13 protein-coding genes are annotated in these 14,268 nt (G+C 60.0%); 5 read left to right on the plus strand and 8 right to left on the minus strand.

Annotation, left to right across the window (positions count from 1 at the left end; genetic code table 11):
- Positions 1-86: 86 nt before the first annotated feature.
- Positions 87-1,181: a PLP-dependent cysteine synthase family protein gene (locus ACTWLJ_RS00635; protein ID WP_401216578.1), complete on the minus strand. Its 1,095-nt coding sequence runs from the start codon at positions 1,179-1,181 to the stop codon at positions 87-89.
- 249 nt (positions 1,182-1,430) lie between these two features.
- Between ACTWLJ_RS00635 and nhaA the strand changes: the two genes are divergently transcribed.
- A complete protein-coding gene (gene nhaA, locus ACTWLJ_RS00640; RefSeq protein WP_401216580.1) occupies positions 1,431-2,618 on the plus strand; it encodes a Na+/H+ antiporter NhaA in 1,188 nt (395 codons plus the stop codon).
- A 6-nt stretch (positions 2,619-2,624) separates the two neighbouring features.
- Here nhaA and ACTWLJ_RS00645 read toward each other — a convergent pair whose 3' ends face one another.
- On the minus strand, positions 2,625-3,200 hold the full coding sequence (locus tag ACTWLJ_RS00645; protein WP_445179506.1) for a hypothetical protein: 576 nt from the start codon (positions 3,198-3,200) through the stop codon (positions 2,625-2,627).
- A 224-nt stretch (positions 3,201-3,424) separates the two neighbouring features.
- Between ACTWLJ_RS00645 and ACTWLJ_RS00650 the strand changes: the two genes are divergently transcribed.
- Both ACTWLJ_RS00650 and ACTWLJ_RS00655 read left to right on the plus strand, forming a co-directional pair.
- Entirely contained in the window at positions 3,425-4,651 is a 1,227-nt protein-coding gene (locus ACTWLJ_RS00650) for an S-type pyocin domain-containing protein (protein WP_445179507.1), read from the plus strand.
- A gap of 4 nt (positions 4,652-4,655) precedes the next feature.
- The gene (locus ACTWLJ_RS00655) at positions 4,656-4,910 is read left to right on the plus strand and encodes a colicin E3-like toxin immunity protein (protein ID WP_445179508.1); all 255 of its coding nucleotides are present in this window, start codon (positions 4,656-4,658) and stop codon (positions 4,908-4,910) included.
- Positions 4,911-4,985: 75 nt separating this feature from the next.
- On the opposite strand, the gene ACTWLJ_RS00660 is transcribed toward ACTWLJ_RS00655, so the two are convergent.
- Positions 4,986-5,450, minus strand: coding sequence for an outer membrane lipoprotein (locus ACTWLJ_RS00660; RefSeq protein WP_008086349.1), 465 nt, complete (start codon positions 5,448-5,450; stop codon positions 4,986-4,988).
- A gap of 167 nt (positions 5,451-5,617) precedes the next feature.
- On the opposite strand from ACTWLJ_RS00660, the gene ACTWLJ_RS00665 reads away from it, so the two are divergent.
- Complete coding sequence (locus ACTWLJ_RS00665; protein WP_445179509.1) at positions 5,618-5,854, plus strand: hypothetical protein; 237 nt, start codon at positions 5,618-5,620, stop codon at positions 5,852-5,854.
- A gap of 5 nt (positions 5,855-5,859) precedes the next feature.
- Here ACTWLJ_RS00665 and pdxH read toward each other — a convergent pair whose 3' ends face one another.
- From pdxH to dinG, 5 genes are all read right to left on the minus strand, one after another.
- Positions 5,860-6,507: a pyridoxamine 5'-phosphate oxidase gene (gene pdxH, locus ACTWLJ_RS00670; RefSeq protein ID WP_445179510.1), complete on the minus strand. Its 648-nt coding sequence runs from the start codon at positions 6,505-6,507 to the stop codon at positions 5,860-5,862.
- A gap of 24 nt (positions 6,508-6,531) precedes the next feature.
- Positions 6,532-7,641, minus strand: coding sequence for an OmpA family protein (locus tag ACTWLJ_RS00675; RefSeq protein ID WP_445179511.1), 1,110 nt, complete (start codon positions 7,639-7,641; stop codon positions 6,532-6,534).
- Between the two features lie 112 nt (positions 7,642-7,753).
- A complete protein-coding gene (locus ACTWLJ_RS00680) occupies positions 7,754-8,899 on the minus strand; it encodes a serine hydrolase domain-containing protein (protein WP_445179512.1) in 1,146 nt (381 codons plus the stop codon).
- A gap of 190 nt (positions 8,900-9,089) precedes the next feature.
- Positions 9,090-11,444 carry a beta-galactosidase gene (locus ACTWLJ_RS00685; RefSeq protein ID WP_445179513.1) on the minus strand — a complete coding sequence of 785 codons (2,355 nt, stop codon included), beginning with the start codon at positions 11,442-11,444 and terminating at the stop codon, positions 9,090-9,092.
- Between the two features lie 93 nt (positions 11,445-11,537).
- Complete coding sequence (gene dinG, locus ACTWLJ_RS00690) at positions 11,538-13,682, minus strand: ATP-dependent DNA helicase DinG (protein WP_445179514.1); 2,145 nt, start codon at positions 13,680-13,682, stop codon at positions 11,538-11,540.
- Between the two features lie 98 nt (positions 13,683-13,780).
- Here dinG and ACTWLJ_RS00695 point away from each other — a divergent pair, with 98 nt between their 5' ends.
- A complete protein-coding gene (locus tag ACTWLJ_RS00695; RefSeq protein ID WP_401216598.1) occupies positions 13,781-14,245 on the plus strand; it encodes a CopD family protein in 465 nt (154 codons plus the stop codon).
- Positions 14,246-14,268: the final 23 nt, after the last annotated feature.

Raw genomic sequence — 14,268 nt, forward strand, 5'->3', positions numbered from 1 at the left:
GATTCAGCCTCAACATTGATGTTGACTGACCCTCCGCCATCGCGGGCAAGCCCGGCTCCCACAGGTTTACTCAGTGTCTGGAAATTTCAGATATTGGCGCGTAATACACTGGTAGGCAGAAGCTCACCGCGTTCGGCACTCGCTGCCACTGCCGCAATCAACCCATCCAGTTCATATCCCTGGGCCTTGAGCCAATCCTGATCGTAATAGGTGTCGGCATAGCGCTCGCCGCCATCGCACAGAATCGCCACGATCGACCCCGACTCCCCCGCCGCCTTCATCTGCTGCGCCGCCATCAAGGCGCCGATCAGATTGGTCCCGCTCGAGCCCCCGACATTGCGGCCCAGACGCTGCGCCAGATAATGCATGGCCGCCAGCGACAAGGCGTCCGGTACTTTGACCATCGCATCGATCACCTTCGGCAGGAACGACGCTTCCACTCGGGGCCGGCCGATCCCTTCAATCCGCGAACCGCAATCCAGACGCAGACTGGCGTCGCCGGTCTGGTAGTAGTCGAAAAACACCGAACGCTCGGCATCGGCACACAGCACACGCGTGCAGTGCTGACGGTAACGTACATAACGACCGAGGGTAGCCGTGGTGCCGCCGGTGCCGGGACTGGAAATCAGCCAGCTCGGCTCGGGGTGCTGCTCGAAACGCATCTGCTGGAAAATCGACTCGGCGATGTTGTTGTTCGCCCGCCAGTCGGTGGCGCGTTCGGCGTAGGTGAACTGGTCGATGAAGTGACCGTCATGCTCACGGGCCAGACGTTCGGACTCGGCGTAGATCTGCGTTGGATCGTTGACCAGATGACTTTTGCCACCATAGAAGGCGATCTGGGCGATTTTCTCTTTCGAGGTGGTCGCCGGCATCACCGCAATGAACGGCAAGCCAAGCATGCGGGCGAAATACGCTTCCGAGATCGCCGTCGAACCGCTGGACGCCTCGATCACCGGCGCGCCGGGTTTGAGCCAGCCGTTACACAAGGCGTAGAGAAACAGTGAGCGCGCCAGCCGATGCTTGAGGCTGCCGGTCGGGTGGCTGGATTCATCCTTGAAGTACAACTCGATGCCCGCAAAGCCCGGCAGCGGCAAGGGGATCAGGTGAGTGTCGGCGCTGCGCTGGAAATCCGCTTCGATGATACGGATGGCTTCGCGGGCCCACTGTCGGTTGTCGCTCATGGTGATGATCTCGTTGAATCGGGCAGGAATCGCCTTGGTCGCAGGCTCAGCCGACAAGCTTAGGAAAAAACCTACATCCCTCACAGATACAGCTGAGGTTCAATATATCCGTCAACTGCTAGGCTCTGCTGCATCGGCCTTCAACGTCTTGTAACGGTATATAACAAAAAAGAATATAACTTTTGTTTTAACAACTAACGGTACGGGTTAGGGTGTCCCACCTTTTGCCTTTATCGATGGAGAGCGACCTTGCCTCTGCGTAGCACTTTCACGCGTTTCTTTCAGTTGGAAGCTGCCAGCGGTCTGTTATTGATCGCCGCGGCCATTCTGGCTTTGATCATCAACAACTCGCCGCTGTCGTGGCTGTACACCGGCCTGCTCGACACTCCGGTAGTCGCGCAGATCGGCGCGTTGAAGATCGCCAAACCCCTGCTGCTATGGATCAACGACGGCCTGATGGCGCTGTTCTTCCTGCTGATCGGCCTCGAAGTGAAGCGCGAAGTCCTCGACGGTCAGTTGTCGAAACCCTCGCAGATCGTCCTGCCCGGTGCAGCGGCCATCGGGGGCATGGTCGTGCCGGCGCTGATCTACTGGTTCCTCAACCGTGACAATCCGCCAGCCCTCGACGGCTGGGCGATTCCGACCGCCACCGACATCGCCTTCGCCCTCGGCGTACTGGCCTTGTTGGGCAAGCGTGTGCCGGTGTCGCTGAAGCTGTTCCTGATGACTTTGGCGATCATCGATGACCTTGGCGCCATCGTGATCATCGCGATCTTCTACTCCGGCGAACTTTCGACCCTGTCGCTGGGCCTCGCGGCAGCGTGCATCGCGGCACTGATCGGCATGAATCGTCTCGGGGTGGTCAAGCTCGGGCCGTACATGATCGTTGGCCTGATCCTCTGGGTGTGCGTTCTCAAGAGTGGTGTCCATGCGACGCTGGCAGGTGTGACCCTGGCCTTCTGCATCCCGCTGCGCACGAAAAACGCCGAGCCTTCGCCGTCGCTGACTCTCGAACACGCGCTGCATCCATGGGTGGCTTACGGCATCCTGCCGCTGTTCGCCTTCGCCAACGCCGGCCTGTCCCTGAGTGGCGTCACCGTCGAAAGCTTCACCCACTACGTGCCGATGGGCATCGCTGTCGGCCTGCTGCTGGGCAAGATGGTCGGCGTGTTCGGCCTGACCTGGCTGGCCGTGAAAACCGGCATCGCCACCCTGCCGCAAGGCGCCAACTGGGGTCAGGTGCTGGGTGTAGCGATTCTCTGCGGTATCGGCTTCACCATGAGCCTGTTCGTCGGTTCCCTGGCCTTCGAGCCGGGCGTCAGCGAATACGCCGGGATGGACCGGATGGGGATTCTGACCGGCTCGATTCTCGCGGCACTGATCGGCTATGCCGTGACGGCAGCGGCGAGTCGCAAGAACACCCTGCAGGCAAACTAAGCTCGCTTACCCCTCCCCGGGCGCTTCTTCCTCGATGGAAGCGCCTTGATCATCCGCGTGGTTCGATCGCTCTGTCGATTGCGCCACGCAGATTGCCAATGATCGCTGATACGCCTCCAACACCGCCTCCGCGTCGGACTGACGCTCATCACGCAAACGAAAGAAATCATCGCGCCCCAGTTCGTTTTCGACCAGCCGCACGTTCTCCCGAATGATCGCGCACTCATCCTGCTCCTCACCGGCATTGGCCCTGGAGTCCTTCAATTGCTGTTGCATGAGTGTTATTCGCTTGTCGGCTTCACTGACTTTCTCAACGGCGATAGCTAGCTCGGCACCGACGCTGCGTTGCTGGCCGGACAGTGCATCGTTCTCTGCCGCCAGCTGTTTGATCTGATCCACGTATTCGGCCAGACGCCGGTTTTGCTGCTCAGTGGTGGTCTGCAACGGACTCAACTCGATCAGCTTGTATCCGGCAATCCCGGTCAACACAGTCATGGCCAACGTCAGCAGGGTCAGACACAGCACTGCTGTGTTGTTACGCGCCGAGGCTGCAGGGTTTTGGGAGTGGGTGGGCGTGCTCATAAACCTTCGCAGTTGCTTTGCAATCGGCCGAAAATTCTAGCGATGCAGGCCCGCACGTGGCTTTAGGACGATTCCGATTTCAGCGCCTGTTACCCGATGAGTGAAGCGCTGGCGAACTATCCCCACAACTTTGACGACTCGTCCTACAGCCATATTTCGGCCCTTTGGTTAACGTCTTTCAGCCCTGTTTGCAGGGCTCGAGTGGACGAACGAAAGGACAATCAGTGGCAGGCCACAAGGACATCCCCCGGGTTTCCAACCTACCGGCAGGCGACGGGCATCTCGTTACCCACCGCTTCATGAGCACCACCGAACTGGCCGCACGGGACGCGCGCCAGGACGCCTACGACGCGATGCTGGCCCGTCAGGACGCTTTCGAACGCAGCCGCGAAGTGGCAGTAAAAAAGGCTGAAACCCAGCGCGCCGGATGCGTGTTCGCCAAGTCCTGCAAATTGCCGGACGCCATCATCGATTACTCGAATCCTGCGGGAATGGTGCCGACCGACAGCCTGAAGGACTACGGCGACCTGATTTTGCTCGGTGCCCGCGAGGCTGACGCAAATGGCGCCGTGCCCCTGAAGAAAATCAGCGGCAGCGCGATACCGGTTGGTTTTGGCAGCTTCGCGCTGGGCGGTGCGGCGTTTGAAGCCTTGCCCGTAGTCGCTGCCAGCACCGCTGCCGCCACTCTGGCGGGATTGCTCGCGCTGTTCATTCCCTCAAGCCTGGGCGACAGCGCGCTCTATACCGACGAACAATTGCGTGCCTTGAAACAGGCGCGCACCCGCGTACGTCTGCAGGTCGAGCAGCAGGCCGATGGAAGTCTCAAGGGTTACGGTTTCTACACCGGCAAGAACCGCGATTGGGAAATGGTCGATGTCGTGCAGTTCGGCTTGCGCGGCAGCCAATACGTCGCCGACCTGGGCGAAGGTGTCGAACTGATCTGGACACCGGCAGTGGATGGCTCGGACATCCTCGGCATTCCTGCGCTGGAAGCTGCTCCGCAGGCGCCCCATATCTGGGTGTATCCGCCGACGAAAGCCGCTGACGGGATTCTGGTGAACCCGGTTTATCCGCCGGAGTATCGGGATTTCATTCTGGTGTTTCCGGTGGGGTCGGGGGTTCGGCCTCTGTACATCGTGCTCAACACCTCACGCAAAGGCTTACCGTCTGCGGGACATAGCTACCATCAGCCGCCGAAAACAGAGCAAATAACGGCATTTCCAGGCCTTATAAAAGTAAAAGACAAGAATCCTGTACAAGGCGGTGGTGGACTCCGCAAGCGCTGGGCGGATTCCAAGGGACGGATCATTTACGAGTGGGATTCAATGCATGGCGAGTTGGAAATTTATCGAGCAAGCGATGGAGCTCATGCAGGAGCTTTTGACCCTTATACGGGGGAGCGGCGCGAAGATCCTATAGACAAAAGAAACATCAGAAAAAAATACTTGTGAGGAAATGATGGGACTGGAACTGAGACTGGAGTGGTACGACAAAGCAACCCATGAATGCGAAGGCGAGGAGTCGTCAAGGGACCTGGGTGATGATGAGTCTGTCCTGAATGCCTTGGGCATCCCGGTGGAGGGCAACATAAACAATGGTAGCTTCAATGTTATCGAAAAGTGGGTTGCTACCATTCAGCCCTACTTTCAACATGACATTGCTCTAAGCACCCATGACTATCAAATTTCGTTTGATTACAGTGACAACTGATAGAACTGTCCAATCGTTAACAAAAAACCCCGACCAGCTCAGCTGATCGGGGTTTTCTTTACCGCTCGTTCTCGCTTAGTGCGAAACGCGACTGGTCCCGCCAACGGTGGAGATGCGTACACGCTCACCCACGCGGAACACTTCGTTTTCCTGAACCTGTTGTACGTAGGCGCGCATGCTGCCGTCGTCTTCACGGACGGTGATTTCCACGCCCTGGGTGCGGGTCAGGCCTTCTTCAGTGGCCGAACCGATCAGACCGCCGGCCACGGCGCCGATCACTGCAGCAACGATGCTGCCTTTGCCGCCACCGATGGCGCTGCCGCCGACGCCGCCGACCGCTGCACCAGCGATGCCGCCGATTGGGGTTTTGGTGCCTTCGATTTTCACCGGACGCAGGGATTCGATGGTGCCCATGCGAATCGTCTGCACGCGACGTGCTTCGTCACGGGAGTAGGAGTCACCGGTCAGGCTCGATTGGCAGCCGGTAAGCAACATCGCCATCGTGGAAAAGGAAGCAACCAGCAGAACAGACTTACGCATAGCATCAACTCCAAAAGAACAGATATTCATTAAACTCCGCAGCTTGACGCCTGTCACGGCGCCGCCCGGATAAAATTGGTTTCATTCAGGCCCAGTACAGGCACCTGCAGACTCACCCAACAGTAGCGCCAAAATGCCGTTCTTGCGCCATCGACTCAAGGATTTTCATGGATTACTTCATCATTTTCGTCACAACGGTCGCCGGTCTGTACTTCCATTGGTGGCTGTACGTGCGGATCAAACGCTGGATGGATCGCGACCTGGCGCTGGCGCTGGCGGGCAAGGATGAAGAAAAACGCGCCTTCATGCTCGAACAATTAGCCCACGCCCGGTTGCAGAAAATCAAGCGTCGGAATCTGCCGCAGTGGCTGGAGGCCGCCGCGGCAGGCTATCTTGCTCGGTAGACTGCTTAGGGTGCCAGACGTTCAAGCAACCAGTCAGCGCCCTGCAAACGGTAGTTGAGGCGATCGTGCAGACGGCTCGGACGGCCCTGCCAGAATTCGATGCGCTCGGGCAGCAAGCGATAACCACCCCAGTGTTCCGGGCAATCCGGCTGGGTATCGCTGAAACGCTGCTCAGTGGCTTTGAGCAAGTCTTCCAGTTCGCCACGGCCGTTGATCACCCGGCTCTGCGGTGAAGCCCAAGCGCCGAGTCGGCTGCCCAGTGGCCGCACCTGATAATACGCATCGGACTCTGCCGGCGTGACCTTCACCACCCGCCCTTCGATGCGCACCTGACGCTCCAGGGTTGGCCAGAAGAACGTCATGGCGGCAAACGGATTTGCCGCCAGATGCTGACCCTTGGCACTTTCATAGTTGGTGAAAAAGGTGAAACCCTGCTCGTCCAGGCCCTTGAGCAGCAGAATGCGGCAATGTGGACGCCCATCCGCATCGACCGTAGCCACGGTCATCGCGTTGGCCTCCACCGGAGCCTGTTCGGTTTTCACCGCGTCGGCAAACCATTGATGGAACAGCGCGAACGGCTCGGCCGGGGCTTGCGCCTCGGTCAAACCATCCCGGGTGTAATCGCGACGCATATCAGCCAGAGCCTGGGTCATGGCGCATTCCTTTTCGTTAGCGGATTACTGCTTGGTAGCATCGGTCGCCGCGACTTTCTTGTCGGTGGCAGCGGCTTTGGCCGGAGCGGTTTTCTTCACCGGGGTTTTCGCCGGCGCTTTCTTGGCTGGGGTCGCGGCTTTTTTAACCGGGGCCTTTTTGCTCGCAGGCACTGCGGCTTTCTTCGCGGCCGGGGCCGGGGTCACCGGTTTGGCGACTGGCTTGACGTCCTGCACGGCAACCATGGTCACCGGCGCCGGAGCCGGCATGTTGTACTTGCTGAGCAGCGCAACCATGGTGTTCTGCGGAGTCACCAGCAGTTCGACGCGACGGTTCAGGGCACGGCCCTCGGCGCTGTCGTTGGCCGCACGCGGGGCATCGGAGCCCATGCCGCGCAACATCAGGCGATCACGCTGCAAGCCGCTGAGGCGGAAGATCGCCGCGATGGACTGGGCGCGTTCCTGGCTGAGCTTGATATTGGCCGGCGCCGCGCCGGTGTTGTCGCTGTGACCGAGTACCAGAACAGCGGTTTTCGGGTCAGCTTCAAGCAGCTTCGCAACATTGGTGAACGGGCTGAGGGTGACTGGCAACAGCATGGCCGGACGCTTCGGGTTGAACGAGCCCTCGACTGGAGCAATCACCACCAGAACGTTTTCACGGCGCTCAAGTTGCAGGTTGCTGTCCTTGATCGCGGCACGCAGGCGCGGCTCGTAATCGTCGAGCCAGGCCTGGGTGACTTTCGGGTCAGGCATCGGCACGGCTTTAGTGGTTGGTTGATCCTTGCCACCGAACGGCCACCACCAGTGAGTCCCGGTGTCGGCATCGGCCTTGGCCACGGCAACCGGTTTGGCTTCAGGTTTTACTTCTGGCTTCACATCGGCCTTGGCGGCCGAATCACTGGAGCCGAATGGCCAGTACCAAGGATTGCTGCTCTCGGCCTTGGCGACTGGAGCAACGGCGGCAGGTTTCAGCGCAACGGGTGTTGGGGCTGGAGCCGGGGCGGGCTCTTTGGCAGCCACTTTGTCGGAAGATCCGAACGACCACCAACTGCTGCCGTCCGCGTCATTTTTAGGAGTCTGTGCACAACCGGTAATCGCAACACACAGGGCAAGGGCGAGAGTTTTTTTAGATGACATTGAAAATCCACAAAATAAAGTAATGAAAAATCAGAGCTCTTTGCCCGGATAAACAGACGCTTTGAATCAAAAAAGCAAACGAGGTTCCGAATCCGGGACCTCGCTCAGTGTTTTACAGACAAGTGGCAAGCACCCGCGCCAGATTCTGCGCACGCGGGTCCATCAAGACGTACGGCCCCAGGGTATTTGTCACAAAACCAAATGCGACATCATGTTCCGGGTCAGCAAAACCGATGGAACCGCCCGCCCCCGGATGGCCGAACGCCCGTGGGCCAAGGCCGTAGGTAGCGTTTGGCACGTCAGGTTGATCGAGCATGCAACCAAGACCGAAACGGGTGCGGGTCAGCAGGGTTTTGTCCTCGCCCAGGCTGTGTTCGCGGGTCAGTTCGTCGAGCATTTCGCCTTCGAGCAGGCTGCCGTCGAGCAACCCGGCATAAAAACCGGCCAGACTGCGCGCATTGCCGTGACCGTTGGCCGCTGGCTGCTGCATGCGCCGCCATTCCGGCTTGTTGGTGCTGGTGAGCACCGACGGCGGATTGGTGAAGGCGCGGGTGGTCATCGCAGTAGGCTCGCGCATGGTCACCTGCAACAGACGTTGTGCGGCGGCATCACCGACATTGCCCTTGCCCCGGGCGATGTGCGCCACGCGGTGGAATTCTTCGTCAGCGAGGCCGACGTGGAAGTCCAGCCCCAACGGTTTGGCGATACGCGCAACGATGGATTCGCCCGGCCCGCGACCGTCAGCGCGACGCAACAACTCGCCGACCAGCCAGCCGTAAGTGATCGCGGCATAACCGTGACCAGTGCCCGGCGTCCACCACGGGGCTTCCGCCGCGAGGGCATCGACCATGGTTTGCCATTGATAAAGAGCTTCAGGGGCCAGCAATTCGCGCAAGGCCGGCAGACCAGCCTGATGGCAGAGCAGTTGGCGCAGGGTTACCGATTCTTTGCCGGCGGCGGCGAATTCCGGCCAGTAGCGGGCGACCGGAACGTCCAATTGCAGTTTGCCTTCGGCCACCAGTTGCAGCGCAGTGACCGCCGTGAAGGTTTTGGTGCAGGAGAACAGGTTGGCGATGGTGTCGCTGTGCCAGGCTTCGCTGCCATCCTTGTCGGCAGTGCCGGACCAGAGATCGAGGACCGTTTCACCGCCGACCTGAATGCACAACGCTGCGCCGCGTTCCTGGGGATCGTCGAACAGTGCCGCGAAGGCTTCGCGCACCGGCTCGAATTGAAGCTCGTAATGTCCCTGAATCTGCACCCGCAACTCCCCCGCGAAAACGCTCTACAAAGTGGTCGGCATTGTTCCAGCCCTTGAGGGATTTGGGAACAGCCTTGGGCCGGGTGGTAAGGCAAGATCAAAAGATCGCAGCCTGCGGCAGCTCCTGCATTGGAATTTGTGTTTCCCGGTAGGAGTTGCCGCAGACTGCGATCTTTTGCTGTTTTAGAGATTAATGTCCGTTACCGGAATGCCCGCCCGCATGGCCTGCGCCCTGCCCCGGGCCTTTGCCGGCCTCGCCCTTGCGCCCGCCTTGTGACTCATGGTCAGCCTTGTCCGCCGCTTTCTCGGCTTCTTTGCCGAGCTGATCGACGGCTTGCAGGTTGCTCGCGCGCACGGCTTCGACAAAGCCCTGATACGGCAGATCGGTAATGCCGACCAGACCAAAATGACCATTCTCGCCATCCAGCAAACGCCCGGTCACCGGTTGATCCAGATACTGGAACCAGTGCACGCCGACAATCGACGGCTCGCTCAAGGCCTGCTTGAGGAAATTCGCATAAGCCGGAGCGCGATCCTCTTCCTTGGCCAATTGCGTCACACCGCCCCAGAACGGGCCACGGTCGGCAGAGCCAAAGTTGAACTCGGTAATCAGTACCGGTTTATCGAGGGCACGCAACGCGGCGAAGTCATAACCGTCCTGCGGTTTGAGCGTGTACATGTTGAAGCTCAGCACGTCGCAATACTGCGCGCAGGAGGCCACGGCTTCCGGGGTGCTGATGGCGAAGCGGCCGCCGAGCAGCAACTGATTCGGCGCGTGCCATTTCAGCGAATCGGAAATGGTCTTGAAGTAGGTATCAGCGAAGACCTTCTGGAAATATTTGAAGTCGGCCTCGATTTCCGGGTGTTCCGGGTTCGGTAGCGGCGGCACGAAGCCCGGGTCTTCCATCAATTCCCACGCCGGCAGATCGATGCCCCACGCCTTCGACAGCCCCGCCTGATTACGATACTTGTCGCGCAACTGCTTGAGGAACGCGCGTTTGGCCGGCGCGTCGGTGGTCATTTTCAGCGTGCCGTAAGCCAGTGCATAACGGGATTTCGCGTCGTCACCGGGACCGGCCCAGGCCAGTTCGTTGTCGGCGAAATAACCGATCAGCCACGGGTCGTCGCGGTGATCGCGGGCAGCGATGGCGACCGCACGTTCGGTGGCCATGGCGAAACGCGGATCGAACGGGTCGGGCATGCCGCCCCACCAGTCGCTACCGGTGCTGATGCTGGTGTAATCGCCGACAATCGACAGCGGCAAGGTGTACGGCACGCGTTCGGCGTCGCTCAGTTGCGGCGCGCTCCAGTTGCCAACCGTGTTGAAGCCCCAGGCTTGCAGGCGATCAAGGGTGTGCGTGGCCCACTTCTGTTCATCGATTGCGGCGTTGCAAGGTGCGGCGGGCTCAACTGCCTGATCGCTTTTCGCTTCCTTCGCGCAAGGCTCACCGTTCAGCCGTTGCAGGTTGGCACCGTAAAAATCGTACCAGCGCCCGGTGCCGTAGCCTCGGCCCTGATCACTGCCGTTGCCGCCACGGTTATCACCTTCGCCAAAATGCCTGGCGAGTGGCTCATCGGCTTTGGGCAGGGATTCAAACATCCACTCGCGACCGGCCACGTAGGTCTGATCGACATCCGGGCTGACGGTGTTGACGCCAAGCGAGTAGAACGGGTGCCCTTCAGGCGTTACCAGATACCAGCGTCCGTCACGTTTTTCGGTGCGGAAGAAGCCGCTGGCCTTGAACGCCGGGCCTTTGTTCCAGCCGCCGAATTTGTCCAGCGAGGACTTCTCGCGCTCGGCCAGCCAGGTTTTTAGCTGTTGCTGTTCCTTGGCGGCGGCGGATTTCAGTTGCTCGTCGCTGGTGACTTTTTCCGGCCATTTGGCCCGAGTCGATTGCCCATAGGCGTCGACCAGATTGCCGTAAACGGCCTGGGTCACCGACTCGCTGTCCTGCACGCCAAAGCGTTCAAGCAACAAGCTCTGAGCGACTTTCGGCTGATCCATCGACAGACTCACCGACACCACCTGGCTGCGATCGATCTCACCGCTGCTGCTGGCCAGCAAGATTCGCTGACCCTCGACGGTCATCGGCATCGGTGGCCCGGCCTTCATGCCCTGGCTCAACGGCGAACTGGCCACCAGTGGCACCAACAGGGTTTGCGCTGGACCGGCTGGCAGATCGACGCGGCTGACCAAGGTCTTGCCGTCGTTGCTCTGGATCTGCACGTAAACCGTTACCGCCCAGTTCATCGCACTTTGAATACGCAGGCTCATCGCGCCGGATTGCGACCAGTCCCAGGCGCCAGTCTGCGGCGTCAGGCGCAAGGTCGGACGGGCCACCGGGTTGAACGTCACCCGGCGCAGTACTTCGCCTTCGGCGGTTTGTTCGGCGTTGGCTTGCGGCAGGTCGGCGTTTTCGGTCGCGACTTTGACCACGTCGGCCGGACGCACAAAGTTGAACAGGGTCTGCTGACCGGCAGGCGCGGCCAGCAACGGGGCAGCGAAGATCAAGGCAAAAACGGCAGGCAACGAGCGGCGGATCATAAGAACGGAGTTCTCCCTAACGACCAAAAGGCCAATGGAAAAGCGATGGCAGAGAGATAGACAGCAAGGTGGGCAAAACTGCCCACCGTTGTCTCAGGATATTTCACGACGGAATGGTGGCAACGCATTGAGGATCGCCTTGCCATAGCGTTGGGTGACCAGTCGGCGGTCGAGCAAGGTGATGGTGCCGCGATCTTCTTCGGTTCGCAGCAGTCGGCCGCAGGCTTGAACCAGTTTGAGCGAGGCGTCAGGCACGGAGATTTCCATGAACGGATTACCGCCCCGGGCTTCGATCCACTCGGACAACGCGGCTTCGACCGGATCATCCGGCACCGAGAACGGAATCTTGGCAATGACCACGTGCTCGCAGTAGGCACCCGGCAAGTCGACACCTTCAGCGAAACTGGCGAGCCCGAACAGCACGCTGGAGTCACCGCCATCGACCCGCGCCTTGTGCTTGTTCAGGGTTTCCTGTTTCGACAGGTTGCCTTGAATGAACACTTGCTTGCGCCAGTCGCGGTCGAGACCGTCAAACACGTCCTGCATCTGTTTGCGCGAAGAGAACAGCACCAGCGTGCCCCGCGAGCCTTCGACCAGATCCGGCAGATCACGAATGATCGCCGCAGTGTGCGCCGCCGCGTCACGCGGGTCGGCATTCAGGTTCGGTACCCGCAGTACGCCAGCATCGGCGTGATGGAACGGGCTCGGCACCACCGCAGTGACGGCTTTTTTCGGCAGACCGGCGCGCATGCGGAAACGGTCGAAAGTGCCGAGCGCGGTCAAAGTTGCCGAAGTCACCAGGCAACCGTAAGCCACGTTCCACAGATTGCGCCGGAGCATTTCAGCCGCAAGGATCGGGCTGGCGTTGACCTCGATATCGAACAGCGAGCCGCTCTCGGCGAGGGTCAGCCAACGCGCCATCGGCGGGTTGTCTTCCGGGTCTTCGACGGTGAACGCCGTCCACAACTCCCAGTTGCCGGTCGCCCGTGACAGCAAGGTGCCGAACAGCGGATACCATTCTTCCGCCTGATTGCTGGCGATGCCGATGTTGACCTCGCCGTCCATGCCTTCCTTTAGAAGATCGGTCAGGCGGGTGAACAGGTCAGTCAGGCGCGAGAAGCCTTTTTTCAGCTCGATGCCCATTTCGCGCATGTGCTCGGGAATCACCCCGCCGACGAACCGATGACGTGGCCGCTCGCGGCCTTCGACGTCTTCGCCGGGTTTGAAGTCGGCGACCTGTTCGCAGGCGCTGAACATGAACTGTTGCTGGGTCTTGATCTCACGCGCCAGCTCGGGAACCTGCTCGATCAGTTTGCCGAGGTCGCCCGGCAACGGATGCTGGGCCAGCAGTTTGGTCAGGTTCTTGGCGGTGGCTTCCAGCCAGTCGGCGGTGGAGCGCAGGCGCGTGTAGTGTGCAAAGTGGCCGATGGCCTTGTCCGGCAGGTGGTGACCTTCGTCGAACACATAAATCGTGTCACGCGGATCGGGCAATACCGCGCCGCCGCCGAGGGCCAGATCCGCCAGCACCATGTCGTGGTTGGTGACGATCACGTCAACCTTGCCCATGCCTTCGCGTGCCTTATAGAAAGCGCACTGGCCGAAATTCGGGCAATGACGATTGGTGCATTGGCTGTGATCGGTGGTCAGGCGCGCCCAGTCGGCGTCTTCCAGAGCATTCGGCCAACTGTCGCGGTCGCCGTCCCACTTATTGCCGGCGAGCTTCTCGATCATGCTGGTGAACAGCTTCTGACTGGCCTCATCGACCTCGATCTTGAAGCCTTCTTCTTCGAACAGCTGAGCCGTAGCGGTTTGCGCGTGACCTTCCTGCAACAGCATGTCGAGCTTGGACAGGCACATGTAGCGGCCACGGCCCTTGGCCAGGGCGAAGGTGAAGCTCAGCCCGCTGTTGCGCATCAGGTCGGGCAAATCCTTGTAGACGATCTGCTCTTGCAGGGCCACGGTCGCGGTGGCAATCACCAGACGTTTGCCGGCAGCCTTGGCCGTAGGAATCGCCGCCATGCTGTAGGCAACGGTTTTACCAGTACCGGTGCCGGCTTCCACCGCGACAATCGCGGGGTCGCCACTGCGCCGGCCTTCGTCGTCGGTATCGATATCCCCGAGGACTTTGGCGATTTCGGCGATCATCAGGCGCTGGCCGTAACGCGGTTTGAGGCTCTTGGCTTCAAGAAAACGCGAGTAGGCGCCCTGGATCGTGGTTTTGAGTTCAGTGCTGATCATTGAGTGTCGGGCGCAAAAACGCTGGATAAATTTTCAGTGGTTCGGTTCGGCGGCTATCATACCCCGCTAATTAGTCCCGCGCAGAACGGAGTACCCCAATGACACCTTTTAGCCTCGTTTACCCCCTGCATGTACTGGCCGCCCTGGTGTGGGTCGGCGGCATGTTTTTCGCCTGGATGGTCCTGCGCCCTGCGGCGATGAAGGCCCTGGACGGCCCTGGCCGACTGACGCTGTGGGTGGAAGTGTTTCAAGGTTTTTTCCGCTGGGTGTGGGTCGCGGTGATCCTGCTGCCGATCAGCGGCGTGGGCATGCTGCATTTGCAGCAGGTCGGGTTCGAGACCGCGCCGAAATATGTGCAGGTGATGATGGGGCTGTACGTGGTGATGACCGCGCTGTTTATCCGGATTCAGGGTTTAATGCTGCCGGAACTGCGTAAGGCGGTAGAGGCGAAAGACTGGCCGACGGGTGCGGCAGTGCTGGGGAAGATTCGGCGGGTGGTGGGAATTAATCTGATTGTCGGGTTGGTGCTGGTGGCGATTGCGGCGGCGCGGCCAATATTTTGATCAGTCGGCGGTAAGCACAACTT

Source organism: Pseudomonas sp. McL0111, assembly GCF_052567255.1.

Bases quoted from the DNA above. Each gene is read 5' to 3' on its own strand.
- ACTWLJ_RS00635 (WP_401216578.1), bottom strand. From the start codon at position 1,181: ATGAGCGACAACCGACAGTGGGCCCGCGAAGCCATCCGTATCATCGAA.
- pdxH (WP_445179510.1), bottom strand. From the start codon at position 6,507: ATGACCCAGGCTCTGGCTGATATGCGTCGCGATTACACCCGGGATGGT.
- ACTWLJ_RS00685 (WP_445179513.1), bottom strand. From the start codon at position 11,444: ATGATCCGCCGCTCGTTGCCTGCCGTTTTTGCCTTGATCTTCGCTGCC.
- dinG (WP_445179514.1), bottom strand. From the start codon at position 13,682: ATGATCAGCACTGAACTCAAAACCACGATCCAGGGCGCCTACTCGCGT.
- ACTWLJ_RS00675 (WP_445179511.1), bottom strand. From the start codon at position 7,641: ATGTCATCTAAAAAAACTCTCGCCCTTGCCCTGTGTGTTGCGATTACC.
- ACTWLJ_RS00645 (WP_445179506.1), bottom strand. From the start codon at position 3,200: ATGAGCACGCCCACCCACTCCCAAAACCCTGCAGCCTCGGCGCGTAAC.
- ACTWLJ_RS00665 (WP_445179509.1), top strand. From the start codon at position 5,618: ATGGATTACTTCATCATTTTCGTCACAACGGTCGCCGGTCTGTACTTC.
- ACTWLJ_RS00660 (WP_008086349.1), bottom strand. From the start codon at position 5,450: ATGCGTAAGTCTGTTCTGCTGGTTGCTTCCTTTTCCACGATGGCGATG.
- ACTWLJ_RS00695 (WP_401216598.1), top strand. From the start codon at position 13,781: ATGACACCTTTTAGCCTCGTTTACCCCCTGCATGTACTGGCCGCCCTG.
- ACTWLJ_RS00655 (WP_445179508.1), top strand. From the start codon at position 4,656: ATGATGGGACTGGAACTGAGACTGGAGTGGTACGACAAAGCAACCCAT.